General features: G+C 69.5%; 26 protein-coding genes and 1 riboswitch. Of the genes, 17 read left to right on the top strand and 9 right to left on the bottom strand.

Annotation, left to right across the window (positions count from 1 at the left end; translation table 11 throughout):
* Window positions 1-21: 21 nt before the first annotated feature.
* The 7 genes from ACF8LI_RS23370 to ACF8LI_RS23400 all read right to left on the bottom strand — a co-directional run bounded on the left by ACF8LI_RS23370 (window position 22) and on the right by ACF8LI_RS23400 (window position 7909).
* Window positions 22-1044: an LLM class flavin-dependent oxidoreductase gene (locus tag ACF8LI_RS23370; protein ID WP_392414355.1), complete on the bottom strand. Its 1023-nt coding sequence runs from the start codon at window positions 1042-1044 to the stop codon at window positions 22-24.
* A 4-nt stretch (window positions 1045-1048) separates the two neighbouring features.
* Window positions 1049-1816 carry an ABC transporter ATP-binding protein gene (locus ACF8LI_RS23375; protein WP_392414356.1) on the bottom strand — a complete coding sequence of 256 codons (768 nt, stop codon included), beginning with the start codon at window positions 1814-1816 and terminating at the stop codon, window positions 1049-1051.
* Window positions 1813-2835, bottom strand: coding sequence for an iron ABC transporter permease (locus tag ACF8LI_RS23380; protein WP_063328389.1), 1023 nt, complete (start codon window positions 2833-2835; stop codon window positions 1813-1815). Before ACF8LI_RS23380 ends, ACF8LI_RS23375 begins: the two co-directional genes overlap by 4 nt.
* Window positions 2832-3773, bottom strand: a complete 942-nt coding sequence (locus ACF8LI_RS23385; protein ID WP_392414357.1) for an ABC transporter substrate-binding protein — start codon at window positions 3771-3773, stop codon at window positions 2832-2834. Before ACF8LI_RS23385 ends, ACF8LI_RS23380 begins: the two co-directional genes overlap by 4 nt.
* A 10-nt stretch (window positions 3774-3783) precedes the next feature.
* Window positions 3784-6015: a TonB-dependent receptor gene (locus ACF8LI_RS23390; RefSeq protein WP_392414358.1), complete on the bottom strand. Its 2232-nt coding sequence runs from the start codon at window positions 6013-6015 to the stop codon at window positions 3784-3786.
* A gap of 128 nt (window positions 6016-6143) precedes the next feature.
* Window positions 6144-6428: riboswitch (cobalamin riboswitch) on the bottom strand.
* Between the two features lie 38 nt (window positions 6429-6466).
* A complete protein-coding gene (locus ACF8LI_RS23395; protein WP_154833505.1) occupies window positions 6467-7348 on the bottom strand; it encodes a CHAD domain-containing protein in 882 nt (293 codons plus the stop codon).
* 69 nt (window positions 7349-7417) lie between these two features.
* The gene (locus ACF8LI_RS23400) at window positions 7418-7909 is read right to left on the bottom strand and encodes a YbaK/prolyl-tRNA synthetase associated domain-containing protein (RefSeq protein WP_154833504.1); all 492 of its coding nucleotides are present in this window, start codon (window positions 7907-7909) and stop codon (window positions 7418-7420) included.
* An 81-nt stretch (window positions 7910-7990) separates the two neighbouring features.
* Here ACF8LI_RS23400 and ACF8LI_RS23405 point away from each other — a divergent pair, with 81 nt between their 5' ends.
* Entirely contained in the window at window positions 7991-8632 is a 642-nt protein-coding gene (locus ACF8LI_RS23405) for a transcriptional regulator (protein ID WP_046985177.1), read from the top strand.
* A 44-nt stretch (window positions 8633-8676) separates the two neighbouring features.
* Complete coding sequence (locus ACF8LI_RS23410; protein WP_046985171.1) at window positions 8677-9639, top strand: threo-3-hydroxy-L-aspartate ammonia-lyase; 963 nt, start codon at window positions 8677-8679, stop codon at window positions 9637-9639.
* A 31-nt stretch (window positions 9640-9670) separates the two neighbouring features.
* On the opposite strand, the gene ACF8LI_RS23415 is transcribed toward ACF8LI_RS23410, so the two are convergent.
* Window positions 9671-10405, bottom strand: coding sequence for an NUDIX domain-containing protein (locus tag ACF8LI_RS23415; protein ID WP_016448794.1), 735 nt, complete (start codon window positions 10403-10405; stop codon window positions 9671-9673).
* Between the two features lie 88 nt (window positions 10406-10493).
* Between ACF8LI_RS23415 and ACF8LI_RS23420 the strand changes: the two genes are divergently transcribed.
* The 7 genes from ACF8LI_RS23420 to ACF8LI_RS23450 all read left to right on the top strand — a co-directional run bounded on the left by ACF8LI_RS23420 (window position 10494) and on the right by ACF8LI_RS23450 (window position 16719).
* Window positions 10494-11567 (top strand): SPFH domain-containing protein, encoded by a 1074-nt coding sequence (locus ACF8LI_RS23420; protein ID WP_034397141.1) that lies wholly within the window; start codon window positions 10494-10496, stop codon window positions 11565-11567.
* Window positions 11554-12486, top strand: coding sequence for a hypothetical protein (locus tag ACF8LI_RS23425; RefSeq protein ID WP_046985172.1), 933 nt, complete (start codon window positions 11554-11556; stop codon window positions 12484-12486). The genes ACF8LI_RS23420 and ACF8LI_RS23425 overlap by 14 nt, the downstream gene beginning before the upstream one ends.
* A 56-nt stretch (window positions 12487-12542) precedes the next feature.
* Complete coding sequence (locus tag ACF8LI_RS23430) at window positions 12543-13127, top strand: RNA 2'-phosphotransferase (RefSeq protein WP_046985173.1); 585 nt, start codon at window positions 12543-12545, stop codon at window positions 13125-13127.
* Window positions 13105-13716, top strand: a complete 612-nt coding sequence (locus ACF8LI_RS23435) for an HAD family hydrolase (RefSeq protein WP_392414359.1) — start codon at window positions 13105-13107, stop codon at window positions 13714-13716. The genes ACF8LI_RS23430 and ACF8LI_RS23435 overlap by 23 nt, the downstream gene beginning before the upstream one ends.
* Window positions 13717-13744: 28 nt before the next feature.
* Window positions 13745-14317 carry an NADAR family protein gene (locus ACF8LI_RS23440; RefSeq protein WP_392414360.1) on the top strand — a complete coding sequence of 191 codons (573 nt, stop codon included), beginning with the start codon at window positions 13745-13747 and terminating at the stop codon, window positions 14315-14317.
* Between the two features lie 6 nt (window positions 14318-14323).
* Window positions 14324-15292 carry an ADP-ribosylglycohydrolase family protein gene (locus tag ACF8LI_RS23445; RefSeq protein WP_250439066.1) on the top strand — a complete coding sequence of 323 codons (969 nt, stop codon included), beginning with the start codon at window positions 14324-14326 and terminating at the stop codon, window positions 15290-15292.
* A 320-nt stretch (window positions 15293-15612) separates the two neighbouring features.
* On the top strand, window positions 15613-16719 hold the full coding sequence (locus ACF8LI_RS23450) for a fimbrial protein (protein ID WP_392453859.1): 1107 nt from the start codon (window positions 15613-15615) through the stop codon (window positions 16717-16719).
* 15 nt (window positions 16720-16734) lie between these two features.
* Here ACF8LI_RS23450 and ACF8LI_RS23455 read toward each other — a convergent pair whose 3' ends face one another.
* The gene (locus ACF8LI_RS23455; RefSeq protein WP_061289551.1) at window positions 16735-17148 is read right to left on the bottom strand and encodes a lysozyme inhibitor LprI family protein; all 414 of its coding nucleotides are present in this window, start codon (window positions 17146-17148) and stop codon (window positions 16735-16737) included.
* A gap of 224 nt (window positions 17149-17372) precedes the next feature.
* On the opposite strand from ACF8LI_RS23455, the gene ACF8LI_RS23460 reads away from it, so the two are divergent.
* The 8 genes from ACF8LI_RS23460 (at window position 17373) to ACF8LI_RS23495 (ending at window position 25320) form a co-directional block, all read left to right on the top strand.
* The gene (locus tag ACF8LI_RS23460) at window positions 17373-18233 is read left to right on the top strand and encodes a transporter substrate-binding domain-containing protein (protein ID WP_252653430.1); all 861 of its coding nucleotides are present in this window, start codon (window positions 17373-17375) and stop codon (window positions 18231-18233) included.
* 102 nt (window positions 18234-18335) lie between these two features.
* Complete coding sequence (locus tag ACF8LI_RS23465) at window positions 18336-19259, top strand: transporter substrate-binding domain-containing protein (RefSeq protein ID WP_279494220.1); 924 nt, start codon at window positions 18336-18338, stop codon at window positions 19257-19259.
* Complete coding sequence (locus ACF8LI_RS23470) at window positions 19256-20074, top strand: transporter substrate-binding domain-containing protein (protein WP_016448804.1); 819 nt, start codon at window positions 19256-19258, stop codon at window positions 20072-20074. Before ACF8LI_RS23465 ends, ACF8LI_RS23470 begins: the two co-directional genes overlap by 4 nt.
* Window positions 20071-21630: an FAD-binding oxidoreductase gene (locus ACF8LI_RS23475; RefSeq protein WP_392414362.1), complete on the top strand. Its 1560-nt coding sequence runs from the start codon at window positions 20071-20073 to the stop codon at window positions 21628-21630. Before ACF8LI_RS23470 ends, ACF8LI_RS23475 begins: the two co-directional genes overlap by 4 nt.
* Window positions 21627-22898, top strand: a complete 1272-nt coding sequence (locus ACF8LI_RS23480; RefSeq protein ID WP_239972429.1) for an aminotransferase class I/II-fold pyridoxal phosphate-dependent enzyme — start codon at window positions 21627-21629, stop codon at window positions 22896-22898. The genes ACF8LI_RS23475 and ACF8LI_RS23480 overlap by 4 nt, the downstream gene beginning before the upstream one ends.
* On the top strand, window positions 22895-23644 hold the full coding sequence (locus tag ACF8LI_RS23485) for an amino acid ABC transporter permease (RefSeq protein WP_013800583.1): 750 nt from the start codon (window positions 22895-22897) through the stop codon (window positions 23642-23644). Before ACF8LI_RS23480 ends, ACF8LI_RS23485 begins: the two co-directional genes overlap by 4 nt.
* Window positions 23634-24455 carry an amino acid ABC transporter permease gene (locus ACF8LI_RS23490; protein WP_013800582.1) on the top strand — a complete coding sequence of 274 codons (822 nt, stop codon included), beginning with the start codon at window positions 23634-23636 and terminating at the stop codon, window positions 24453-24455. Before ACF8LI_RS23485 ends, ACF8LI_RS23490 begins: the two co-directional genes overlap by 11 nt.
* Window positions 24442-25320, top strand: a complete 879-nt coding sequence (locus ACF8LI_RS23495) for an amino acid ABC transporter ATP-binding protein (RefSeq protein WP_288899243.1) — start codon at window positions 24442-24444, stop codon at window positions 25318-25320. Before ACF8LI_RS23490 ends, ACF8LI_RS23495 begins: the two co-directional genes overlap by 14 nt.
* Window positions 25321-25322 lie beyond the last annotated feature (2 nt).

Below are 25322 nucleotides of genomic sequence, written 5' to 3' on the forward strand. Positions count from 1 at the left end.
GTTCTCCAGAAAAAGAGGAAGTCAGACGGTGGCGAAAGGCACGGCGCGGCGCAATGAAGGGAGAACCTCCTGCGCAAACAGTTCCATGCCGGCGAGGGCCTGGGCATCGCTCCACAGGCCGTTGGCGTTGAAGACGCAGCGCAGCTGGCCAATGCCCGTGCGCTCGCGCAAGGCGGTGATCTGCGCATGGCACTGCTCGGGCGTGCCATGGATGAATTGTTCGGCCAGCACGCGCGGCACATCGATGGGCAGCACCTGGTCGGCCGGCACGCCGCGCTTGCCCGCAAAGTACACGCGCCGCTGGTACAGCTGCGGCCACAGCGTGGCCAGCTGGGCCTGCACGGCGGCCTCGTCGGCACCGATGCAGACATAGCGCGCCAGCGATGAACGCGCACGCAGCGCGGCGGCATCGCGCCCGCGCTCCCGGGCAGCGGCCTCCAGGCGCTCCAGCTGCGTGCCTTCGGGCGGCTCCAGGCTCAGCAGCAGGGGCAGATTCTGATCGACGGCAAAGCCCAGGGTCTCTGCCGTGGAGCCGGCCACATACAAGGGAGGATGCGGACGCTGCACGGTCGAAGGCAGGGCGGGCCGGTCCTCGAAGCTCCACGGCCCCTGCCCCGCCACGATGGGCCTGCCGGACAGCGCCTCCACCAGGATGCGGCAGGACTGCTCGAAGCGCTCGCGCGTGCTGTCCGCATCGATCTGCAGGGCGCGCAGCGCGGCCGGCTCCGTGCCCCGGCCCACGCCCACGTCGATGCGGCCGGCGCTTTGCAGGTCCAGCTGGGCAATCTCCTCGGCCAGCATCAGCGGGTGGTGCAGCGGCAACACCAGCACCGAGGTGCCCACGCGCAGCCGCTCGGTGCGCGCCAGCACGGCGGCGGCCAGCAGCAGGGGCGAGGGATAGGGCCAGGCGGTATCGGGCACGCGGAATTCGTTGAACCACACGCCCTGGAAACCCAGGCGCTCGGCGCGCTCGAACAGTGCCAGGAATTCACGGTGGTCGCCGCGCGTGGCGTCGCGCGTCCAGCCGGCCAGATCGATGCGCATGGGGTCAGTTCTCCTGTTTCAGCCGCGCGCGCAGCAAGGTTTGCGGGGGTGCGTCGATGCGCTCGAAATCCACGCCGAACACGGCATCCAGCCCCGGCGCATGCAGCAGCTCGGCAGGGGCCCCATCGAGCGCAATGCGCCCCTGGTCCAGCACGATGACGCGCCCGAAGTGCGCCAGCGCCAGGTCCAGGTCATGCATGACCACCAGCACCAGCCGCTCGCGCCCACGCTGCGCCAGCGCCTGCACCAGGGCCAGGCGGTGGCGCACGTCCAGCGCGGCGCCGGGCTCGTCGGCCAGCAGCACGGGCGGGTCGGTGGCCAGCACGGTGGCCAGCAGGGCACGCGCCTGCTCGCCGCCCGACAGCGTGGACCAGCGCCTGCGCGCGAAATCCTGCAGCCCGGCGCCGGCAACGGCCGCCTCGACACCACCCCGGCCCGCCAGCCGCATGTGCATGAGCTCGGCCAGCGTCAGGTCCCAGTGCGGCGCAAAGCGCTGCGGCATGTAGCCCACGCGGCGTGCGCGCTCGGCCACGGGCAGGGTTGCGATGTCTTGCCCGTCCAGCAGCACGCTGCCGGATGCAGGCGCCTGCAGCCCCGCCAGCAGGGACAGCAGGCTGGACTTGCCTGCGCCATTGGGTCCGACCAGGGCCAAGGCGCCGCGCGGGGGCAGCTGCACAGAGACCGCATCGAGCACGCTGCGGCCACGATGGCGCAGCGTGAGGGACCGGGCCTGCAGGCGTGGCACGGCGTCGTCCATGGCTTGATCGTTCATGCGGACCTCAGCCTGCGCGCCAGCAGCACGATGAAGAAGGGCCCGCCGGCCACGGCCGTGACCAGGCCCAGCGGGATTTCGGCCGGCGGCAGCACGCTGCGCGCAATCGCATCGGCCAGCGTGACGATGATGGCGCCCGTGAGCGCCGACGCCGGCAGGGCCGCGCGGTGCAGCGGTCCCGCCATCCAGCGCGCGATGTGCGGCGCAGCCAGGCCCACGAAGGCCACCAGCCCGCCATAGGCCACGGCCACGGCCACCACCAGCGAGCCGGCCAGCACGGCCAGCGGCGTGAAGCGCGCCACGTCCAGGCCGAAGCCCTGGGCCGCATCCTGCCCCAGGCCCAGCAGGTCCAGCCCGCGCGCCAGCGCCATGGCCCCGGCCAGGCAGGCCAGGGAGGCGCCGGCCAGCAGGCCCAGCCCGCTCCAGGACGGCGTCTGTATGCCCCCCAGCACCCAGCTGAGCACCACCTGCAGGCTCACCGTCTCATCGGACAGCGCCAGCATCAGGAACGAGCGCAGCGCGCCCAGCACGGCCGCCAGCGCCACGCCGGCCAGCAGCATGCCGGCCGCATCGGTGGCACCGGCCACGCGCGAGACGGCCAGCACCAGCATGGTCGAGCCCCAGGCGCCCGCAAAGGCCAGCACGGGCAGCGTCCAGGCCTGGGACAGGCCGAACAATAGATGCATGGGAACCAGCAGGGCGACAGTCGCCCCCAGCGCCGCGCCGCCCGAGGCGCCCAGCAGATAGGGCTCGGCCAGCGGATTGCGGAACACGCCCTGGAAGATGGCGCCCGACAGGCCCAGCAGCGCGCCCACCAGGGCGGCTGCCAGCACGCGCGGCACGCGCCACTGCAGCAGCAGCCGGCTGCGCAGGCTGTCTTCGCCGCCCAGCGCGGCCAGCAGGTCGGCCGGGCTGGCCCACTGGTGGCCCGCGCAGGCGGCAATCAGCAGGCTGGCCAGCAGCAGCAGGACCGCACCGGCCCAGGGGCGCCACGCAGGTGGATGTGAAAGGGAATTCATGCGGCCTCCCCGGCCCAGGCCGCAGGGTGCAGCCAGCGCGAGAGTTTTTCCACGCCGCCAAAGGTGCGCGGCCCGGGAATCAGGAACTCGGCACGCGCCACCGTGGTGGCCCGGCCGCCGCGCACGGCACGCAGGTCGCGCCAGCCGCGCTGGCCGATCAGGTCCTGCATGGCCTCCTGCGTGCCCGCGAACAGCAGCACATCGGGGTCGGCGGCCAGCACGGCCTCGGGCGAGACCTGGGGCACCGTGCCCAGGCCGTCCAGCGCGAACGAAGCGCCCGCGCGCACCATGGCCTCGCCGGTATAGGTGCCAGGGCGTGCCGCCAGCAGCATGCCGTTGCCCAGCCGGCCCGTGACCATGAGGGCGCGCGGCCGGGGCTGGCCGGCCACCTGCCGGTCCACGCGCAGCAGCCGCGCCTCCTGCGCCAGGGCCAGCGCCTGGCCGCGCGCCTGCACGCCCGTGGCGCGGGCCACCAGGCGCAGGTTGTCCATCACCTCGGCCAGCGAGCGGCTGAGCAGCACCATCACCGGCACGCCGATGCGCTCCATGGGATCGACCAGCTGGTGCGCCGCCTGGCGCGCGGGCGTGACGATGACCAGGTCCGGCTGGCGCGCCACCACGGCGTCCACCGAGAACCCCAGCCGCCCGCCCACCTTGGGAATGCGCTCCACGCCCGGTGGAAAGCGCGTGAAATCCTCCACGCCCACCACGCGGTCCAGCAGGCCCAGCGCGGCAACCAGTTCGGTGTTGGAGGCAAAGATGGAGACGATGCGCTGCGGCGGCGCGGCAATCTCCACGCGCCGGCCCAGCGCATCCTGCAGCACCACCGGACCGCCTGCAGCGACGGTGTCGGCCCAGGCCGCGGGCAGGCCGCAGCCCAGGGCCGCCGCCGCGCCCTGGCGCAGCAACTGGCGGCGCGTGGTGCTGGATTGCCTCATGCCATGGTCCTCAAAACTCTGCCTGCAGGCCGACCATGAGTTCGCGGCCCGCCATCGACGTTCCGCAGCCGCCGTTCTGGTACGCCGGGTTGGCGATGCAGGGCGCACGGTCCAGCGCGATGAAGATGGGATGGCGGTTCAGGTCGAACAGGTTGTTGACGGCTGCGAACAGCTTGACGCCCGGCGACACGCGGTAGTCGGCACGCAGGTTCCAGATGGTGAAGGCGCCCTTGCGGTGGATGAAGGTGCTGCGGGGCTCGCCCTGGGGGATGAGCAGCGCCTCTTCCGTGTCGTACCACATGGGACCGCGCAGCAGCGTGGACAGCTGCAGGCTCCAGTCGCCCTGCAGGCGCCCGCTGCCGCGCCCGTAGCGCACGCCGGCCGAGGCCTCGTAGCGGTACATGCGCTGCACCTTGTCGGTATTGGCCGACGCTGGCGATCCCTTGTCCCGCATGCTGAAGTGGTAGTAGCCACCAGCCCAGGCCTTGAGCTGGTGGCCCGTCAGGTTCAGCGCCCGCGCCAGGTCCATGTCGGCCTGCATTTCCAGACCGCGCGCCACGATGTCGGCCGCGTTGTTGGCGTAGTCCGAGGTATTGGTCGTGGCCCCGCGCGAGACGGTGATGATGCGGTCGCTGATGGTGTTCTGGAACACGGCCGCATCCACGCGCCAGCCGGGCTGCTGCAGCGCGGCGCCGACCTCGATCTGGCGGCTGGTCTCGGGCTTGAGGTTGGGGTTGCCGAAGGTGCGGCCACCGCCGACGGCCGTGAAGTCCGAGGCCAGCTCCGTGGCCGTGGGCGCGCGGAAACCCGTGGAGGCCGCAGCGCGCAGCGTAAGCCGGTCCGTGGCCTTCCAGGTGGCGCCGGCCGACCAGGTGTGGTTGTCGTAGTCGCGCGTGCTGGCCTGGGCCAGGGCCAGGTTGGGCGTCTCGTCGAAACGCGTCGTGCCCCAGGTCTTGCGCAGGCCGGCGCGCAGGGTCAGGCGATCGTCGAACAGGGTCTGCGCGTCCTCGAAGTACAGCGCGTGCACCTGCTCGGTCTGGTTGTTGTCGTAGGGCGCAACCTGGCCCGCCGGGCCGCCCGGCATGGCCACGCGCAGGCGGTCGGAGCGCAGCTTGCTGCGCTCCCAGTCGAAGCCCATCAGCAGGTCATTGGTCTGGCTGACACGCAGGCGCGGCTGAAAGCGCAGGCCCGTGGCGTCCAGCTGGCGGTGGTTGTAGTCGCGCGCCGTGCCGGGCACGGCACTGTTGCCCGAGCGGATCACGGGCGAGGCCCAGTTGAACTCATCGGTATCGACCAGGCTGTAGAGGTGGGTCGTCCAGCTCAGGCGCTGGCCGGGCAGTGCGCCTTCGTAGGTCAGGTCCAGCGAGCGGTTGCTGCGGTTGTCTCGGCTGTAGATGTTGGCGCCCGATCCGCGAAAGCCCGCGTTGTAGATGCCGTCCGTGCGCAGCTGCAGCTCCACGCGGTGCAGCTCGTGCAGCTGCCAGCCCAGGGCGCCGCTGGCGCCGCGCCGCTTCCAGCCCGTGTTCTCCATGCGCATGCCGCCGTCGCCCGACTCGTAGTCGCCGCGCCCGCCTGCGCTCACGCCGAAGTACCAGTCGAAGCGGTCATTGGCGCCGGCCGTCTGCGCATCGGTGCGCCACAGGTCCCATGAACCGGCCTGGACCTGGGCGCGCGTGCCGGGTGCCGTCGCCCCCGTCTTCATGATGATGTTGACCACCCCGCCCATGGCCTGGCTGCCGTAGATCACCGAGGACGGGCCGCGCACGATCTCGATGCGCTCCACATCCGAGGGGCTGAGCTTGGACAGGTTGGCCGTGCCCGCGCGCCGGCCGTTGACCAGCACCAGCACCTGGCTGCGGAAGTCGCGCCCCTGGCCGTCGGTGGAGGCGCCGCGCAGGTTCATCGAGGTCTGGGCCGCCGTCCATTCGCTGAGAAAGCCCACGGCGTTCTCGGCCAGCAGGTCGGTGACCGAGCGCGCGCTGGAGCGCTCTATGGCCTCGCGGTCGATGGTCTGCGTGGTGCCCGCGATGCGGCTGCGCGCCTCGGGCCGCGCCGTGGCGGTCACGAAGACGGCGTCCAGCGCATCGTCGGCGGATGCACCGGCTTTGCCGGCCGCCGGTTCCTGTGCGGCGCCGGCCGCCGCGGCGCAGCAGGCCAGCACGGCCGCAGCGGTGGCCGGGCGCAGGAAGGGAGGAAGGGGAAAGGGGCCGGAACAATCGGCGGCCAAAGAAGCGAAGCGCATGCGTTGAATCCAACTGCCCCAGTCACCCGTGGGGCCTATCGTCTGAACCACGCCGCACGGCGCGCACGCCGGAGCCGGCCACGCCAGCGCAGGCTGGGGCCGGACCGGACAGGCGCACTCCCGCGGCGTCCGAAAGCAATGCAGAAGGCCGGTATCCGGGCTTGCGGAACGCTGCGGCGCGCAGGGTGGGCGCGCTGCAGCAGGCATCCCCGCCTTCCCATGTCCGTCCAGACACAGTGGCTTGCGGCGCGCAACCGGTGGGTGGCGCGCCAGCGTGGGGAGTTGTATTCCGCTGACCGTTGCGGGGGCAGCGCAGGCATTGCGAGCGGCCACCTCGATGGCATCGCGCACCTGCTTCCCGTTGAACCCCTGGCCGGTGAACGGCATGAGGCACCTTCAGCAACAGCGCACCGCCACGGCCCAGGGGCTGCGGCGGTGCGCCAGCGGCGGATTATCGCCCAGCCCAGAAGCCCGGCACCCGGGCCAGCGCCCGCAGCGCGCGGCGGCTGCTGCGCGCGCTGGTGGCCAGGCGGGCCTGCAGGTAGCCGGCGGCGAACCAGGCGCGCGGGTCGCGCGCGGCCTCGGCATGGAAATGCTCGGCCGCCACGGCCATGTCGTTGTGCAGGCCCAGCGCGTCCTGGGCGGGCACCAGCGCCTCGGCAAAGCGCCGGCCCTTTTTGCCGGGCCACATTCCGGGCGCGAATTCCCGTGCAAAGTCCGCCAGATAGCGCAGGCGCTTGAGCCGCTTGCGCACGCGGTGCTGCTGCGACAGCGGCAGGCGGTCGAAGTGCCGGCCGTCGCGCAGCACCTGGCGGTGCAGGCGCGCCAGCCGCCGTGCCAGGTACTTGCGCGTGCCTGCGGCGGACAGGTGGGCAAAACGGGCCGATGGCTCTGCCTGCGGCGCCTGCGCCAGCGCCTGGATCTCGGCCAGCGCGTGCAGGAACGGCGGCTCGCGCACGGCAGCGGCTGCATCCGCCTGCACGGCCTGCGGCGCCTGCCAGTCGCACAGGGGCGCATGGGCGGCCTGCAGCAGCGGGCGCACCACATCGGCCAGCGTATCGGCATCGCGCAGCGTGCCCAACTGCGCAAAGGCCTGGGCCAGGGGGTCATCCCATTCGGCGCGCATGCCGGGCGCCAGCCCCGCGCACTCACGCAGCACGGTGCGCAGGCGCCGCAGGGCCACGCGCAGCTGGTGAATGGTCTCGGCATCGCTGCCACCGCCCTCCAAGACCGCCAGATGCGACTGCACCTGGGCCAGGGCAGCAGCCAGCGCCGCACGCACAAAGCCGGCCGCATCGGGCCGGTCAGGGTGCTGCTTCGCAGGGGTGGACATGGTCAGGCAAGGAGATGTGGACGTTGCCGACGATTGTGGGCGCAGCCCCGCGCCAGGGTCAATCCATGGTCAATCGGCGCCCTCCCCGCTCAGGCTGTGCAGCGCGGGCCGGGCAATGCGCACATAGTCGGCCGAGTCCAGCACGATGGAGCGGTCCAGCCGGCCCGCATTGAAGGCGATCTCGGCAAAGCGCTCCACCAGTGCCGGGTCCACCACCAGGCGCACCTGCGGGTTGAAGGAGAACGGCGGCACCGATCCCATCACGCAGCCGGTGGCGGCCTGGGCCTCCTCTGGCGAGGCCAGCGTGGCCTTGCGCACGCCCACGGCCTGGGCCAGGCGCTTGAAGTCCAGCTTACGGTCGCCGGGCAGCACGGCCAGGAACAGCTGGGGATCGCCCGCACCGGACGCATCGCGGCTCTTGCAGAGCATGGCCTTGGCACCCTGGCCGGGTGCCGTGCCCCGGATTTCGGCGACGAGGTCGGAGCGGCCCTCGGCAGGGTGCTCGATCACGCGAAAGCGCGCGTCCTGGGATTGCAGCAGGTGAACAAGGGTGTCGAACATGGCAGGGAGCACAAGAAACGGACAAGAAGGCAGGTCGCCTGAGTTTTGACATTTTGTCCAATTCAAAACAAAATGTCCAATATGACACAACGCACTCCCGAGCAGCGCCAACTGCTGGAACAGGTGGCCAAGATCGCCGAAGGCCTGGGCCAGACCCTTGCCCCGTTCTGCGAGGTGGTGGTGCATGACCTGCTCGACCCGTCCCATGCGGTGCTGGCCATCCACAACAATCTCTCGGGCCGCGAGGTCGGCCAGGGCGCGACCGAGCTGGGCCTGGCCCGCATCCAGGACCCCGGCTACGAGCAGGTCATCGCCAACTACCCCAACCAGTTCGCCGATGGCCGCCAGGCCAAGAGCACGTCCATCGGCATTCGCGACTCCGAGGGCCGCTACATCGCCGCCCTGTGCATGAATGTGGACCTGACGATGTTCCAGGGCTTCCAGAGCATGCTCAACCGCTTTGCCGCCGTCAGCGGCGACACGCCGGCCCGCGAAATGCTGGCGCCCATGGGCGCCGGGGCCGGTGCCGACGCGGTGCGCGCCCGCATCGACCAGTTCGCGGCGCGCCTGGCGACCACGCCGCGCGCCCTCAAGCCCGAGGAGCGGCGCGCCCTGGTCCGTGAACTCAAGGGCGACGGCCTGCTGGACCTTCGCCGCTCCATGGAGACCATTGCCGCCCACCTGGGCGTGTCGCGCGCCACGGTCTACAGCTACGCCAAGTAGGTCCCGGCACCCCGCCGATCTGCAACTCCTTCTCTCCCGTACCGATGACAAGCCTTCCCACCTATGACGAAGTGGCCGCAGCGGCCCAACGCATCCAGGGCCATGCCCACCGCACGCCCGTGCTCACCTCGCGCACGCTGGACGAGGCGCTGGGCGCACGTGTCTTCCTGAAGTGCGAGAACCTGCAGCGCATGGGCGCCTTCAAGTTCCGCGGCGCGTTCAACGCCCTGTCTCGCTTCAGCCCGGCGCAGCGCAAGGCCGGCGTGGTGGCCTTTTCCTCGGGCAACCACGCCCAGGCCATCGCCCTGGCAGCGCGGCTGCTGGAGATCCCCGCCACCATCGTCATGCCGCATGACGCGCCCGCCGCCAAGGTGGCGGCCACCAAGGGCTATGGCGGCCAGGTGGTGGTCTACGACCGCTATACCGAAGACCGCGAGCAGATCGGCCGCGACCTGGCCGAGCGCCACGGCCTGACCCTGATCCCGCCCTACGACCATGCCGACGTGCTGGCCGGCCAGGGCACGGCCGCCAAGGAACTGTTGGAGGAAACCGGCCCGCTGGACGCCCTCTTCGTGCCGCTGGGCGGCGGCGGCCTGCTGTCGGGCACCGCCCTGTCCACGCGTGCGCTCAGCCCCGAGTGCGCGCTCTACGGCGTGGAGCCCGAGGCCGGCAACGACGGCCAGCAGTCGCTGCGCGCAGGCCGCATCGTCCACATAGACACCCCCAAGACCATTGCCGACGGCGCCCAGACCCAGCACCTGGGCGGCATCACCTTCCCCATCATCCAGCGCGACGTGACCGACATCCTCACCGCCAGCGATGCCGAGCTGGTCGATGCCATGGGCTTCCTGGCCACGCGCATGAAGCTCGTGGTCGAGCCCACCGGCTGCCTGGGCCTGGCCGCCGCGCGCCAGAAAGGCGAGGAGCTGCGCGGACGGCGCGTGGGCATCATCCTGAGCGGCGGCAACGTGGACATGCAGCGCTTTTGCAGCCTGCTGGGCGCCTGATCCTGATCCTGGCCCTGATCGAAGGCCGCCCTCACCCGCGCGGGCTGAAGGTGCGCGGAAACACCACGGGCGCGCTGCGGTCAGCCAGGCGGTAGCCCATGGCGGGGCGGCGTGACGTGCCCTCCACCTGGCCGGCCTCCACCAGAAAGCCGGCCGCCATCATGCGCGTGCGAAAACCGCTCTTGTCCACAGGGCGGCCCAGCACCACTTCGTAGGCCTGCTGCAGCTGCGGCAGCGTGAAGGGCTCGGGCAGCAGGAACGCCGGCAGCGAGGTGTATTCCACCTTGCCCCGCAGCCGCTCCACCGCTGCGCGCAGGATCTCGCCGTGGTCGAAGGCCAGCGCAGGCGCGCGCAGCAGTTCATCGACGGCAAACCACGACACATCGGCCGCATTCGCGCCCTTGGCCAGGATCAGGTCATGGCCCGGGATCAGCGCGAAATACACATGCGTGGCCGACCAGCCACGCGGGTCGCGCGCCGCGCCGCCCCAGCTTCCCAGCTGCTCCAGGTAGGGGCTGTCCACGCCCGTCTTGTCCAGCAGCTTGCGCCGCGCGCAGGCCAGCAGGTCCGCGTCCTGGCGCACATCCACAAAGCCGCCGGGCAGCGCCCACAGCCCCGGGAACGGCTCGCTGCCCGCCGTGGGGCGCTGCACCAGCAGCACCTGCAGGGCATCGTCTGCCACCGTGAAGATGACCACGTCCACCGTGGTGAACGGGCGCGGGAAGTCCAGCGCGCCCTGCGGGGATGGGGAATTTTTTTCAGCCATGGGATGGATTGTGCTTGACGTGCCTGATTTTAAGTTGCACTATGCAACCCATACGAGTTGTACAGAGCAACTTAAAAGAAGAAGCACCATGTTCGGCATCCGTTTCATCAAGTCCCAACCCACGGTCCACCTCATGCAGTTCCGCGCCGGCAAGGTGGTGCGCGAGGGTGCGGGCCAGTCCTTCTTCTACTACGCCCCCACCACCACCCTGGTCGCGGTGCCCGTGGGCAGCCAGGACTGCCACTTCATGCTGGAGCTGGTGACGGCCGACTTCCAGAGCGTCACCGTGCAGGGCCAGGTCACCTACCGCATCAGCACACCGCGCCAGACCGCCACGCTGATGGACTTCTCCCTGGCACGCGACGGCCAGAAATACATGTCCGAAGACCCGCAGCGCCTGGGCGACCGCGTGACCATGCAGGCCGAGGTCATCATCCAGCAGGCCGTGCAGGCGCTGGAGCTCAAGCAGGCGCTGCGCTCCTCGGCACTCATTGCGCGCACGGCCCAGCAGGAGCTGGCCGCCCAGCCCGAGATCGAGGCGCTGGGGCTGGAGATCCTGGGCGTCTCGGTCATGGCCGTCAAACCCACGCCCGACATCGCCCGCGCCCTGGAGGCCGAGGCGCGCGAGTCCAACCTCAAGGCTGCGGACGACGCCGTCTATGCCCGCCGCATGGCTGCCGTGGAAAACGAGCGCGCCATCCGCCAGAACGAGCTCGATACCGATGTGGCCGTGGAAAAGAAAAAGCGCCAGATCCGCGAGGCCCAGCTGGAAGCCAAGGCCGCCCAGATGCGCAAGGAAAACGAGCTGCGCGCCGAACAGATGTCCGCCGACGTGGCGCTGGAGACCAGCCGCCGCGACTTCGTCGAAGGCCAGGCCGCCAACAGCCGCACCCTGGCCGAGGCCGAGGCCTACCGCGTGGGCGCCGTCATGCAGGCCCTGGAAAAGGCCGATCCGCGCATCGTGCAATCGCTGGCCGCCGTGGGCATGCAGCCGGGCCAGCTCATCGCCCAGGCCTTTGGCGGCATTGCCGAGAAGGCCGAGCGCATCGGCCAGCTCAACGTCTCGCCCGAGCTGCTGCAGTCGCTCATGGGCGCCGGTGCAGGCCATGCAGCTGCCGTGGCCGATCCCGAACCCGCAAGGAGCCGCCGTGAACGCCAATGAACGCAAGACCGTGCTGGTGGTGCGGCGCACGCGGCTCGATGAGCTGGTGGCCAGGTACCACACGCTGTCCCAGGCGCGCTTCTACATCGAGCACTTGGGCGCCGACTTCGGCGACTACCTGCGCGAAAGCGCCGCCTACGCCGCCGCCCTGCAGGCAGTGGTGCAGGCGCTGGAGGCACGCGGCCGCTACCAGATCGTGGACCGCGCCCTGGTGCCCAACTTCGTCTTCGGCGCCGACGACATCGTCGTGGCACTGGGCCAGGACGGCATGGTGGCCAACACCATGAAATACCTGGACGGCCAGCCGCTCATCGGCGTCAACCCCGAGCCCGCGCGCTGGGACGGCCTGCTGCTGCCCTTCGCCCCCGCCGACCTGGCCGCCCTGCTGGGCGACGTGGCCGCCAACCGCCGCCCCACGCGCGCCGTCACCCTGGCCGAAGCGCGCCTGAGCGACGGCCAGGTGCTGCGCGCCGCCAACGACCTGTTCATCGGCCCGCGCAGCCATACCTCGGCCCTGTACGACATCGCGCTGGGCGAGCGGCAGGAGTCCCAGTCGTCCTCCGGCCTCATCGTCGCCACGGGGCTGGGCTCCTCGGCCTGGATCAAGAGCATCGTCACGGGATCGATGGGCATTGCCCGCGCCGTGCGCGGCGCATCCACCGACTTCGACTACCAGCCCTTCGCCTGGGATGCGCCACGCCTGGACTTCGCCGTGCGCGAGCCCTTTCCCAGCCGCTCTTCCACGGCCGAGCTGGTCTACGGCCAGGTCACCGCCGGCCAGCCGCTGACCCTGCGCTCGCGCATGCCCGACCATGGCGTCATCTTCTCGGACGGCATGGAGGCCGACTACCTGCAGTTCACGGCGGGCATGCAGGCCACCATCGGCCTGTCGGACCGGCAGGGCTGCCTGGTGGTGTGAAGCCCGAAGCACGGACAATCATCGACACAACAAGAAAATCCATGGAAATGGACCGTATGAACAACAAGAACACACTGACATCAACCAGCAAATTCATGAGCCTGGTCCTGCGCCACAACCCCGGCCGCGCCGGGCTCGCCCTCGACGCCCAGGGCTGGGTCTCCATAGACGCATTGCTGCGCGGCGCCCAGGCGGCCGGCCGCAACATCTCGCCCGCACTGCTGATGGAGGTGGTGCAAAGCTGCCCCAAGCAGCGCTTTGCCATCAGCGCCGACGGCCTGCGCATCCGCGCCAGCCAGGGGCATTCCGTGCAGATCGACCTGGGCCTGCAGGCCAGCGTGCCGCCGCAGCGCCTCTACCATGGCACGGCCACGCGCTTTCTGGACTCCATCCTGGGCACCGGCCTTGACCGGCGCAACCGCCACCACGTGCACCTGACCGACAACCTGGCCACGGCCCGCTCCGTGGGCCAGCGCTATGGCCGGGTGGTGCTGCTGGAGATCGATGCGGCGCGCATGCATGCCGATGCCTGCCTGTTCTACCGCTCGGACAACGGCGTCTGGCTCACGGACAGCGTGGCACCGCACTACCTGCGCGTGCGGGCCGAAGAGGAACACGATGAACCCCATCATTGCCCTTGACGCCGATGGCGTGCTGCTGGACTACAACCGCGCCTATGCCGGTGCCTGGGAGCGCGCGTTCGGCCAGCGCCCCGCCGAGGCCGACCCCCATGCCTACTGGGCCATGGACCGCTGGGCCGTGCAGGCGCTGGACGGCGAGCGCCTGCAACAGTTCAGGGCCTGCATGGACGATGCCTTCTGGCGCAGCATTCCCGCGCTGGGCAATGCCTTGCAGGCCTGCCACGACCTGCAGGGCGCCGGCTACGAACTGGTCTGCGTGACGGCCCTGGCGGCGCGCTTCGAACAGGCCCGCCTGGGCAACCTGCGCGACCTCGGCTTTCCCATCGACCGCGTGATCGCCACGGGCCGGACCACCGGCCTGCGCAGCCCCAAGGCAGACGCCCTGCAGCGGCTCGGCCCGGTCGCCTTCGTGGACGACTATCTGCCCTACCTCCGGGACATTGGCCCGGGCATTCACGCGGCCCTGGTGTGCCGTGGCCCGAACGGCACGCCCAACACCGGGCCGGACCTGGTCCACGCCCACTCGCAGCACGCAGACCTGATGGCCTTCAGCCAGTGGTGGCTGCAGCAAGCTCCATCGCATTCCTGAAACGGCACACACGGCAACGAGACAGCCCATGACCACCACAGACCACATCGCCTCCCTGCAAGACCTCCAGCACGCCATGGCCCAGGGTCTCACCCCGCGCTTCCTGCCGTTCTGGGGCCACCAGCCTGCGGCCGATGGCTCCATCGGCAAGACCTGCATGAGCCAGTGGTTCGAGGCGGGCTTCGAGGTCGATGGCCAGCACTACCCCACAGCCGAGCATTTCATGATGGCGGGCAAGGCACGGCTGTTCGGCGACGAGGCGGCGCACGCGGCCATCGTGCGCTGCCGCACGCCGGGCGAGGCCAAGAAGCTGGGGCGTGGCATCCAGGGCTTTGATGAAGCGGCCTGGGTGGCCGCGCGCATGGGCATCGTGGTGCACGCCAACCAGGCCAAGTTCTCCCAGAACCCCGCCCTGGCCCGCTATCTGCTGAACACGGGCGACCGCGTGCTGGTGGAGGCCAGCCCCGTGGACGCCATCTGGGGCATCGGCCTGGCTGCCGACGATGTGCGCGCCACCGACCCCGCGCGCTGGCAGGGCCTGAACCTGCTGGGCTTTGCCCTCATGCAGGTGCGGGCGCGGCTGCGCAGCACCGCTCCCTGACCGACCATGATCAAGAGCACAGGCGTGGCCATGGACACGCTGGACCGATACCGTGGTGCCCTGCTGGGCCTGGCCTGCGGCGACGCCGTGGGAACGACGCTGGAATTCCAGCCGCGCGGCAGCTTTGCGCCGCTGACCGACATGGTCGGCGGCGGCCCGTTCTCGCTGCCCGCAGGCAAGTGGACCGACGACACCTCCATGGCCCTGTGCCTGGCCGAAAGCCTGCTCCAGCGCGGCGGCTGCGACCCGCAGGACCAGATGACGCGCTATGCCAACTGGTACGAATGGGGGTACTGGAGTTCCACCGGCAACTGCTTTGACATCGGCATGGCCACCAGGGCGGCCATCCAGCGCTTCCTGGCCACCGGCGATCCGCTGGCCGGGTCGCCCGACCCGGACCAGGCCGGCAACGGCTCCCTGATGCGGCTGGCGCCCGTGCCCATGTTCTTCGGCCCCGACGAGGACCTGGTGCAGCGCATGGCTGAACTCAGCTCACGCACCACCCACGCGGCACCTGAATGCCTGCAGGCCTGCCGCCTGTTCGCCGTGGCGCTGTGCCGGGCGATGCAGGGACTGCCCCGTTCGCAGGTTCTGGACCTGGGCGGCGTTCTGCAAGACGGCGCCAGCCCGCGCCTGCGGGAGATTGCCCGTGGCGACTATCGCGACAAGCCGGCCGCACAGATTCGCGGCAGCGGCTACGTGGTGGACAGCCTGGAGGCGGCCCTGTGGTGCTTTGCAAGGCATGACAGCTTTGAAGGCGCAGTGCTGCAGGCCGCCAACCTGGGCGATGACGCCGACACCACGGCAGCCATCACGGGCCAGTTGGCCGGAGCCTTCCACGGCGCCAGCGGCATTGCGGGCCGCTGGCTGGAACGCCTGCACCTGGCCCCTGAGATCACAGCCCTGGCCGATGCGCTCTGGCAAGCCGCCAGAGGTGCCAGGGACGCTTCTCCGACCGCACCTCTCAGCACCTGAGCGGCCTGGTGCGCTCACGACAGTCGCCGGGGCCGCGAGCGGACTGAACCAGGCTTGTCTGCGCGACAACCCACACGCCCGAGCTGCGTGACACGCGGGCCTTGCTCTTTACGAATGGCGTGCATGGGCGGCTTTTGACTGAGCCACGCTCCATTTTCAGAACAATCTGATTGCATCAACTCATACCTTCGGCGTAGAGTGTGAAATACCTAAGAGGCCACACATCGAATGATTCGATGCTTTCATTTCCACCCCCTCCTTAGTCACTCAAAAGTTCGATAAAACTATTGCGTGATATTTTCGAGAATCATACTTCAACAATGGACCGAATCAGTATCATGCATTTTTCTTTCATTCCCTCATTTCCTTCGCAAGTACGCCGCCTTGCATTGATCGCCCTTCCATTTCTCATCGCCTTTTCAGCGGCAACGATGAACACCAATGCCTTTGCCGGCGGCGTATTCTCCCCCACCAGCTCCAACATTTCACTGCCCGAGGAAATAACAGTACCCGGAAATTACGCCAACGGATCGACGCTATGGAAGTCTACGGTAACCGTATTTAATCTGCGAGCAGTGCTGAACACGGCATTCGAGTACGATGTTGAAAAAGCCGTTGTAGCTGCCAATGTTCAATCCGGAAGCAAGACGCCCGGATACAATAATGTCTACAGCACCAATATTCCCGGCATTGGAATCCGCTGGTGGGCCACATGGCGCGGCCCCGGCGCTCCCAGTGGCAGAACCATGCCCATTACCACCGAATCAGAAAATAATTCGGGCGCGCTGGGTTATTTCTGGAATGCTTCATCCCGCCAGGATGTCTGGATCGAGCTGGTGAAAACCGGCAACGTTTCCGCTGGCACGCTAACGGGCTCCGGGATGAACGTCGAGATGCGATTCCAGTGCCCCGGCTGCACCGCAGGATACGTCAACCTGTCCGGCCGCACCAGGGTGGTGGTCGGTCCCTCCTGCTCGGTGGCCGCCTCGGCCATCTCCGTACCCATGGGCGCTGTGCCCATCCTGCGATTCACGGGCCTCCAATCCACCTCCATCCCCCAGCACTTCGACATCACGCTGGAATGCAAGGGCGGTGCGCCCGCAAGCGTTCTGCACCCCCACGTCACGCTCACCGATGCCAACGACACCAGCAATCGGAGCACCGTCCTGACCTTGAGCCAGGCCACGTCAGGCGGCAAACCGGTTGCCACCGGAATAGGCATACAGATACTGAAGGATGGCACCGCACTCGCATACGGCCCCGACTCCAACGTGCCTGGCAACACCAACCAATGGAGTGCGGGAACCATCGTTCAGGGCGTTGCCCAGTTCAAGATCCCGCTGACTGCCAAATACGTGCAGACCGCTGCGGCAGTCACGACGGGGCAGGCCAACGGCAGGGCCACCTTCACGCTGAACTACCAGTGAGCAGCGTCCCCGCCCTCAGGGCTTCTTGTCCAACTGCATTTCCCAGGACTTGAGCTGCTTGGCGCGGGCGCGGGCGAAGTCGCTCCAGCAGTTGGTGCGCGCATCGTCCTTGGCAAAGCTGGCCGAGTTGAACTCGGAAAGAAACTCGCAGGCACTGCGCGCGTACTGCACCCAGTTCCTCTGCGCCACTTCCAGCTCTTCCGACGCCTGGGGCATGCGCGCCTTGAGCTTGAGCGACAGCGAGACGTAGGCGGCATTGACCAGGGCCACGTTCTGCTCCTGCAGGCAGGCGCGCACCTCGGACATGTTGGTGGAGCTTTCCTCGCAATTGCCAGAACTCGTGGGATTGGCGGCCCGGGCCACGGGGCTGCCACACAACAGGGCAGCGCAGGCGAGAGGGGCGAGTAGGGACGCTAGGGCTTGGTGCATGGAAGAGGGCTCGCTGGGAGGTGCCGGTGCGCGCAGCACCCCGGCCGTCGCGATTACACCATCGACCCGCCCTGCCTCGGGCCCACATTTCCCTGGTGATCACCCTGATGCAGCGACGCAAAGTGCATAAACATGCTCCCAAAGCTTTGTTGCCGTGGGTCAAGGGCGGCCAGAAGATGCAGGCGTACGCATCTTTCGTTCGTCCCGACCGCCCCGCTCCCGCCATGCACACAAGCCCCACCCTGCGCCGCCAGCCCCGCGCCACCCTTTCCGCATCCCTGACCTTCATCGCCGCCGCGCTGGCCCTGGCCTGCACCCAGGCCCGGGCCGATGCCACGCTGGACAAGATCAAGCAGCGCGGCAAGGTCACCATTGGCGTGCTGGTCAATGGCGGGCCCTTCGGCTCCATCGACCCGGCCACCCAGCAGCTGGTGGGCTGGAACCCCGAGCTGGCACGCGCCCTGGCCAAGGGCCTGGGCGTGGAGGCCGAGCTGGTCCAGGTGCAGACCGCCACGCGCGTGCAGTTTCTGCAGGCCGGCAAGGTGGATCTGCTGATCGCCTCCATGGAGCTGAACCCCGACCGTGCCGAGACCCTGGGCTACGCGCCCACGCCCTTCTACCGCGTGGGCGGCATTGCCGCCGTGCGCAAGGGCAGCGGCATCGCCAGGTGGGAAGACCTGCGCGGCAAGCCCGTGTGCGTGTCCCAGGGCAGCAGCTTTGCCAAGCCGCTGGCCAGCGAGTACGGCGCCCAGGTGCATGGCTACAAGAGCTCGTCGGACTCGCTGCTGGCGCTCAAGGGCGGCAACTGCGTGGCCGCCGTGCATGACAGCACGCTGATCTACCCGCTGCTGCGCAGCAACCCCGAATGGGCGCAGTACTCGGCCCCCATCGCCGGCGAGGTGCTGCCCGCGCCTTCCGTGGTCTGGACCCGCAAGGGCGAGGCCGACACCATCGCCGCCGTGGACAAGGTGGTGCAGGACTGGCACCGCACGGGCTGGCTGATCGCCGCCGAAAAGCGCGTGGGCATCGAGCCGGCCAACCCGCTGCTGCCCGAGCTGCAGGCCAAGTTCAAGTCCGCCAGCTGACCGCCGACCGCCACGGCGGTCCACCGCTACTTTTTTTCCGACCACCCAGGCCCAGGCCCCGCAAGACGGGGCCGGGCCTTCCGTTCCCTGATGGATTCACGCATGCCCCGCCTTCTTCCCCCCCTTGCCGCTGCCCTGGCCCTGCTGCTGGGCGCCGGTGCCGCCCACGCCGATGCCACGCTGGACAAGATCAAGCAACGCGGCAAGCTGTCCGTGGGCATTGATGGCGCCAGCCCGCCGTTCGGCGTGCTGGACCCCGCCACCGGCAAGACCGGCGGCTACCAGACCGAGCTGGCCGCCGACATCGCGCGCCGCCTGGGCGTGCCGCTGGAGACGGTTCCCGTGACGGCCTCCACGCGCGTGCAGTTCCTGCAAAGCGGCAAGGTGGACCTGTTGATCGCCAACATCCAGTGGACGCAGGAGCGCAGCGAGATCCTCTCGTTCGCGCCCACGCCCTATGACCTGATCGGCGGCGGCGCCCTGGTGGCCAAGGCCAGCGGCATCAAGCGCTGGGAAGACCTGCGCGGCAAGGTGGCCTGCGTGTCGCAGGGCAGCAACTTCGCCAAGCCCCTGGCCGAGAGCTATGGCGCCGTGGTCAAGGGCCTGCGGGGCATTCCCGAGTCGCTGCTGGCGCTCAAGGGCGGCACCTGCGCGGCTTCGGTCCATATCCAGCCCGCGCTCTATGAAAAGCTCACCGGCCCGAATGCGACCGAGTGGAAGGACTTCGAGCTGGGCACGCAGGACCAGTTGATTCCCTCGCCCACCGTGGTGTGGACGCGCCGCGGCGAGGCCGACACCCAGGCCTTCGTGGACAAGGCCATACAGGACTGGCACCGCACGGGCTTTCTGCTCAAGGTGGCCCGCGCCAGCGGCGTGCCCGACACCTGGATCGCCGAGCGCCACGAACGCGCGCTGAAGGGCCAGTTCGACCGCGCGCCCTACGACTTCGCGGTGTATGCGGCAGCGCAGGCACAAGTGCAGGCGACGCAGGCAACCCAGCCCGCCGCCAAGGGAGCCAAGCCATGAAGCCGACCCGCACCGCACTGGCGGCCCTGCTCGCCCTCACGGCCCTGGCAGCCCATGCCGACGCCACGCTGGACCGCATCAAGCAGCGCGGCAAGATCGTGGTGGGGGTGATGCTTTCGGGGCCGCCGTTCGGCACCATCGACCCCGTCACGCAAAGGCACGTGGGCTACAACGTGCAGCTGTCCGAAGGCGTGGCCAAGGGCCTGGGCGTGGGGGTGGAGACCGTGCAGGTCCAGCCGTCCAACCGCGTGCAGTTCCTGCAGCAGGGCAAGGTGGACATCCTGATCGCCAACATGCAGTGGACGCAGGAGCGCAGCGAGATCCTGTCCTTCGTGCCCACGCCGTTCGAGGAAGTCGGCGGCGCCGCCATCGCCAAGAAGGGCAGCGGCGTGCGCCAGTGGGACGACCTGCGCGGCAAGCCCGTGTGCGTGTCGCAGGGCAGCAATTTCACCAAGCCGCTGGCCGATCAATACGGCGCCCAGATCAAGGCCTTCCGGGGCCAGCCCGAGTCGCTGCTGGCCCTCAAGGGCGGCAACTGCGCGGCCGCCGTGCATGTCAGCCCCACGCTGCGCGAACTCGTGGCCAGCAATGCGGACTGGAAGGACTACGAGATCGTCTCGCCCGCCGACATCATTCCCTCGCCCTCGGTGATCTGGCTGCGCAAGGGCGAGTCCGACACGCAGGCGGCCATCGACCGCATCGTGCAGGACTGGCACCGCACGGGCTGGCTGATCGAGGTGGAGCAGCGCAACGGCATGACGCCCACGCCGCTGCTGCACCAGCTGCACGACAAGTTCAGGAAGGCGCCCGCATGAGCACCCACACCCACACCAGCACCCACACCAGCACCAGCGGCCACATCACCGGCCCCGCCGACCTCGTCACCGCGCTGCGCCACGCCCTGGGCGATGCCCATGTGCTCACGGGTGCCGATGCGGCCGGCTACCTGACCGACCAGCATGGCCGCCTCACGGGCCAGGCCCTGGCCGTGGCACGGCCTGCCGACACGGCCCAGGTGGCGCAGCTGGTGCGCCTGTGCCGCGCCCACCGCACGCCCATCGTGGCCCAGGGCGGCAACACCGGGCTGATGGGCGGCGCCACGCCCGACGCCTCGGGCCACGCCGTGCTGCTGTCGCTGGCGCGCCTGAACCGCGTGCGCGCCATCGACACCGACAACGACACCCTGACCGTGGAAGCCGGCGCCGTGCTGGCCCATGTGCAGCAGGCAGCGCGCGATGCGGACCGGCTGTTTCCCCTCAGCCTGGGCTCCGAGGGCAGTTGCACCATTGGCGGCAACCTGTCCACCAACGCGGGCGGCACCCAGGTGCTGCGCTACGGCAACGCGCGCGAGCTGGTGCTGGGCCTGGAAGTGGTGACGGCCGAGGGCGACATCTGGAACGGCCTGCGCGGGCTGCGCAAGGACAACACCGGCTATGCGCTGCGCGACCTGTACGTTGGCAGCGAAGGCACGCTGGGCATCATCACGGCAGCCACGCTGCGCCTGCATCCGCTGCCCCGCGCCCAGCACACGGCCCTGCTGGCCTTTGGCTGCATACGCGATGCGGTGGCCTTCCTCAGCCAGGCGCGGGCGGGCTTCGGCGCCAGCCTGACGGCGTTCGAGCTGATGTCGGACACGGCCCTGGGCCTGATAGCCCGCCATGTGCCCGAGCAGCCGATACCGCTGGCGCTCAAGGCGCCCTGGTTTGCGCTGATCGAGCTGTCCGACAGCGAGGGCGAGGACCATGCGCGCCAGCGCTTCGAGTGGGTGGTGGGCCAGGCCTTCGAGGACGGCCTGGTCACAGATGCCGCCATTGCCGAGAGCCTGCAGCAAAGCCAGGCCCTGTGGCGGCTGCGCGACCAGGCCCTGGGCGAGGCCCAGCGGCGCGACGGCCGCAACATCAAGCACGACGTGTCGGTGCCCATCTCGCGCATCCCCGACTTTCTTGCGGCCACGGCCGCGCTGCTGCAGGCGCGCTTTGGCGCCGTGCGGCCCGTGGCCTTCGGGCACCTGGGCGACGGCAACCTGCACTACAACGTGTCGCACGCGCCGGACAGCACGCCCGCGCAACTGTTTGCCCAGGAAGACGCCATCCACGAGGTGGTGCACGACAGCGTGCATGCCCACGGCGGCTCCATCAGCGCCGAGCACGGCGTGGGCCAGACCAAGCGCGACCTGCTGCCCCGCTACAAAAGCGCCGTGGAGCTGCAGCTCATGCGGCGTCTCAAGCAGGCCTTCGACCCGCTGGGCCTGCTCAATCCCGGCAAGGTGCTGCAAGCCCTGCCGGACGATTTGCCGCATGACTTGCCGCACGACTTGCCGCAGGTTTCTCCAACGCCAGCCGCCGCATTCCAGGAAGGCCCCACGCCATGACCACGCCCTTTCCTCTTTCGCAGCGCGTGCAGCGCGTCAGGCTCTCGCCCAATGCCGCGGCCAGCGCGCGGGCCACGGCCCTGGCCCGCCAGGGCCGCGACATCATTGCGCTGACCACGGGCGAGCCCGATTTCGACACGCCCGAGCCCATCAAGCAGGCCGCCATCGCGGCCCTGGCCCGTGGCGAAACCAAGTACACGCCCACGCCCGGCACGGCCGCGCTGCGCCAGGCCATCAGCGCCAAGTACCGGCGCGAGAACGGGCTGGACTTCGACGCCGGGCAGATCATCGTCAGCAACGGCGGCAAGCAGGTGATCTACAACGCGCTGGCGGCCACGCTGGATGCGGGTGACGAGGTCATCGTGCCCGCGCCGTACTGGCCTTCGTTTCCCGACATCGTGCGCGTGAACGACGGCACGCCGGTCATCGTGGACTGCGGCATTGAGCAGGGCTTCAAGCTCACGCCGGCCGCGCTGCAGGCCGCCATCACGCCGCGCACGCGCTGGCTGGTGCTGAACACGCCGGGCAACCCCTCGGGCGCCGTCTACAGCCGCGAGGAACTGGCCGCCCTGGCCCAGGTGCTGCGCCTTCATCCGCAGGTGCTGGTGCTGCTGGACGAGCTGTACGAGCACATCTGGTTCACGCCCCAGGCCCCCGCGCACTGGCTGGCCGTGGCCCCCGACCTGCGCGAGCGCACGCTGCTGGTCAACGGCGTCTCCAAGACCTATGCCATGACCGGCTGGCGCATCGGCTGGGGCGCAGGCCCGGCCGCGCTGGTGCAGGCCATGGTGGTGATCCAGTCGCAGGCCTCGTCAGGCCCCAATTCCGTGGCCCAGGCCGCAGCCACGGCGGCGCTGCAGTCGCCCGACCAGAGCTTTGTGCAGCAGGCCCGCAACGCCTATGCGCGGCGCGCGCAACGGGTCACCCAGGCGCTGGCCCAGGTGCCGGGCCTGGCCCTGCTGCCGCCGGGCGGATCGTTCTTTGCCTTTGTGCACTGCGGCGCGCTGATAGGCCACCTGCGCCCGGACGGCCAGCCCATCGCCAGCGACACCGACCTGACCGAATGGCTGCTGGAGTCCGAAGGCGTGGCTGCCGTGGATGGCGGGGCCTACGGCCTGTCGCCGTATTTCCGCATCTCCACCGCCGCCAGCGACGAGGTGCTGGCCGAGGCCACGGCCCGCATCGCACGTGCCGTGGCCGCGTTGAAAGACCCCGCTGCGCAAGCGCAAGCGCATGCACAGCCGGCCGCCCTGGAGGCCGTGCCATGAACGACAGCCTGCTTGCCCAGGGCGTGCAAGCGCTCAAGGGCCTGGGCCTGAACTACGCCTTCGTGCTGGACGTGGCCGAGCGCCAGGCCTTTGTGCGCGGCATGTTCGTGACCGTGCAGCTGGCCCTGCTGACCATTGCCGGCAGCCTGGCGGCCGGCGTGGCGCTGGCGGCGGCCCTGACCTCAGGCCGCGCCTGGCTGGCACGGCCTGCGCGCGCCTTTGTGGAGGTCACGCGCAACACGCCCACGCTGGTGCAGCTGTACTGCGCCTTCCTGGTGCTCAACATGCTGATCACCCAGCAGCTGCGCGACTGGGGCGCGGGCAACAACCCGCTCACGCCCTTTGTCTGGGTGGTGATCGTGGTCTCGCTGCACAAGGGCGTGTTCCATGCCGAGGCGCTGCGCGCCGGCATCGAGGCCGTGCCCGCCACCACGCTGGAGGCGGCGCGCTCGCTGGGCTTTTCGCAGCGCCAGCTGCTGGTGCGCGTGCAGCTGCCGCTGGCCGTGCGCTTTGCCCTGCCCTCGCTGACCAACAACCTGGTGGACCTGGTGAAGATGACGGCCGTGGCCTCGGCCATCGCCGTGGGCGACGTGACCTACGAGTCCATCATGATCTGGTCGCAGCGCGACAACGTGCTGGAGCTGCTGCTGCTCATCCTGCTGTGGTTCGGCCTGCTGACCTGGCTGGTCAGCCTGGCAGGCCGCTGGCTGGAACAACACCTGAGGATGCCCGGCTATGGCCAATGAAGCCACCCTGAACACCGGCGCCGCGCCCCGTCCGCTGCCCGCCGCCCTGCTGCGCGCGGCGCGCAGCCCCTGGCTGATCGCAGGCGCCGCACTGCTGGCCCTGTGCGCCTGCTGGGCCGCCACGGACAGCGCCCCGCCCGCCTTCGTGCACCTGTGGAAATGGCTGCCCGCGCTGCTGCGCGGCCTCCTGGTCAACATCGAGATCAGCGTGCTGGCCGTGGCCATCGGCACCGTGGCCGGCCTGGTGCTGGGCGCCCTGTCGCTGTCGCCCACGCCGGCCGTGCGCACGGGCGTGCGCTGGTATGTGCAGCTGTTTCGCAATGCGCCCATCCTGGTGCTCATCTACTTCACCACCTATGTGTTCCCGTTCGAGCTGAAGCTGGTGGGCTGGACCTTTCCGTTCCCCGACTGGGTCAAGGTGGTGCTGGGCCTGGCCCTGCCCACCAGCGCCAACGTGGCCGAGATCTTCCGGGGCGCCATCCAGTCCATTCCCAGCGCGCAGTGGGAGGCGGCCCAGTCGCTGGCCTTTCGCCGCAGCGAGATCTTCCGCCTCATCGTGCTGCCGCAATGCGTGCGCCGCATGCTGCCGCCGTGGATGAACCTCTACGCCAGCATCACCATGAGCACCTCGCTGGCCTCGCTGGTGGGCGTGCACGACGTGGTGGACACCGCCCAGATCGCCAGCAACACCGTGGCACGCACGGACTTCACCATCCTTGTGTACTTCACGCTGCTCGCGCTGTTTTTCGCCTATTGCTATCCGATTGCCCGCGCCACCCGCGCCCTGGAGCGACGCCATGAACGCCACTGACTCCTTTCTCTCCCAACTCGCCACTGCCGATGCCCCAGCAGGCACGGCGCCCGCACTGGTCCAACTGCAGGATGTACACCTGTCCTTTGGCGACAACCAGGTGCTCCAAGGCATCGACGTGCAGGTGCGGCGCGGCGAGGCGGTGACCATCATCGGGCCCTCGGGCTCGGGCAAGTCCACCATCCTGCGCTGCATCACCGGCCTGCTGCGGCCCCAGCGCGGCGCCATCTCGGTGGCGGGCACGCGCGTGGACCAGTTGCGCACCGAGGCCGAGCTGATCGCCCTGCGCAAGCGCGTGGGCTTCGTCTTCCAGCAGTACAACCTGTTCCCCCATCTGTCGGTGCTGGAGAACCTGGTCATCGCCCCCACGCGCGTGGTCGGCCGCGACCGCGCCACGGCCGAGCGCGAGGCCCGCGCCCTGCTGCAGAAGGTGCGCCTGGACCACAAGGAATCCGCCTACCCCGGCGAGCTGTCCGGCGGCCAGCAGCAGCGCGTGGCCATTGCGCGCGCCCTGGCCATGCGGCCCGAGCTGATTTTGTTCGACGAAGTGACCTCGGCCCTGGACCCCGAGACCGTGGGCGAGGTGCTGACCGTGATCCGCGACCTGGTCAGGGACGGCATGACCTGCGTGCTGGTCACGCACGAAATGCGCTTTGCCGAAGAGGTCAGCGACCAGGTCTATTTCACCGAGGCCGGCCGCATTGTCGAGCACGGCCCGGCCGCCCAGATCTTCGGCAGCCCGCGCAGCGAGCGCACGCGCGAATTCCTGCAGCGCGCCCTGGGCGATGGCGCCCGGCCCAGGCCTGCGCCAGCCGCTCCGGTAACAACGCCGCTGCCCTTCAACAGCCTGCGCTTTGCCCTTTGATC

Origin of the sequence: Delftia sp. WSY_12 (assembly GCF_043104645.1) — a bacterium.
Taxonomy (GTDB): Bacteria; Pseudomonadota; Gammaproteobacteria; order Burkholderiales; family Burkholderiaceae_C; genus Comamonas; species Comamonas tsuruhatensis.

Bases quoted from the DNA above. Each gene is read 5' to 3' on its own strand.
- ACF8LI_RS23370 (WP_392414355.1), bottom strand. From the start codon at position 1,044: ATGCGCATCGATCTGGCCGGCTGGACGCGCGACGCCACGCGCGGCGAC.
- ACF8LI_RS23375 (WP_392414356.1), bottom strand. From the start codon at position 1,816: ATGAACGATCAAGCCATGGACGACGCCGTGCCACGCCTGCAGGCCCGG.
- ACF8LI_RS23380 (WP_063328389.1), bottom strand. From the start codon at position 2,835: ATGAATTCCCTTTCACATCCACCTGCGTGGCGCCCCTGGGCCGGTGCG.
- ACF8LI_RS23385 (WP_392414357.1), bottom strand. From the start codon at position 3,773: ATGAGGCAATCCAGCACCACGCGCCGCCAGTTGCTGCGCCAGGGCGCG.
- ACF8LI_RS23390 (WP_392414358.1), bottom strand. From the start codon at position 6,015: ATGCGCTTCGCTTCTTTGGCCGCCGATTGTTCCGGCCCCTTTCCCCTT.
- ACF8LI_RS23395 (WP_154833505.1), bottom strand. From the start codon at position 7,348: ATGTCCACCCCTGCGAAGCAGCACCCTGACCGGCCCGATGCGGCCGGC.
- ACF8LI_RS23400 (WP_154833504.1), bottom strand. From the start codon at position 7,909: ATGTTCGACACCCTTGTTCACCTGCTGCAATCCCAGGACGCGCGCTTT.
- ACF8LI_RS23405 (WP_046985177.1), top strand. From the start codon at position 7,991: ATGACACAACGCACTCCCGAGCAGCGCCAACTGCTGGAACAGGTGGCC.
- ACF8LI_RS23410 (WP_046985171.1), top strand. From the start codon at position 8,677: ATGACAAGCCTTCCCACCTATGACGAAGTGGCCGCAGCGGCCCAACGC.
- ACF8LI_RS23415 (WP_016448794.1), bottom strand. From the start codon at position 10,405: ATGGCTGAAAAAAATTCCCCATCCCCGCAGGGCGCGCTGGACTTCCCG.
- ACF8LI_RS23420 (WP_034397141.1), top strand. From the start codon at position 10,494: ATGTTCGGCATCCGTTTCATCAAGTCCCAACCCACGGTCCACCTCATG.
- ACF8LI_RS23430 (WP_046985173.1), top strand. From the start codon at position 12,543: ATGAACAACAAGAACACACTGACATCAACCAGCAAATTCATGAGCCTG.
- ACF8LI_RS23435 (WP_392414359.1), top strand. From the start codon at position 13,105: ATGAACCCCATCATTGCCCTTGACGCCGATGGCGTGCTGCTGGACTAC.
- ACF8LI_RS23440 (WP_392414360.1), top strand. From the start codon at position 13,745: ATGACCACCACAGACCACATCGCCTCCCTGCAAGACCTCCAGCACGCC.
- ACF8LI_RS23445 (WP_250439066.1), top strand. From the start codon at position 14,324: ATGATCAAGAGCACAGGCGTGGCCATGGACACGCTGGACCGATACCGT.
- ACF8LI_RS23450 (WP_392453859.1), top strand. From the start codon at position 15,613: ATGGACCGAATCAGTATCATGCATTTTTCTTTCATTCCCTCATTTCCT.
- ACF8LI_RS23455 (WP_061289551.1), bottom strand. From the start codon at position 17,148: ATGCACCAAGCCCTAGCGTCCCTACTCGCCCCTCTCGCCTGCGCTGCC.
- ACF8LI_RS23460 (WP_252653430.1), top strand. From the start codon at position 17,373: ATGCACACAAGCCCCACCCTGCGCCGCCAGCCCCGCGCCACCCTTTCC.
- ACF8LI_RS23465 (WP_279494220.1), top strand. From the start codon at position 18,336: ATGCCCCGCCTTCTTCCCCCCCTTGCCGCTGCCCTGGCCCTGCTGCTG.
- ACF8LI_RS23470 (WP_016448804.1), top strand. From the start codon at position 19,256: ATGAAGCCGACCCGCACCGCACTGGCGGCCCTGCTCGCCCTCACGGCC.
- ACF8LI_RS23475 (WP_392414362.1), top strand. From the start codon at position 20,071: ATGAGCACCCACACCCACACCAGCACCCACACCAGCACCAGCGGCCAC.
- ACF8LI_RS23480 (WP_239972429.1), top strand. From the start codon at position 21,627: ATGACCACGCCCTTTCCTCTTTCGCAGCGCGTGCAGCGCGTCAGGCTC.
- ACF8LI_RS23485 (WP_013800583.1), top strand. From the start codon at position 22,895: ATGAACGACAGCCTGCTTGCCCAGGGCGTGCAAGCGCTCAAGGGCCTG.
- ACF8LI_RS23490 (WP_013800582.1), top strand. From the start codon at position 23,634: ATGGCCAATGAAGCCACCCTGAACACCGGCGCCGCGCCCCGTCCGCTG.
- ACF8LI_RS23495 (WP_288899243.1), top strand. From the start codon at position 24,442: ATGAACGCCACTGACTCCTTTCTCTCCCAACTCGCCACTGCCGATGCC.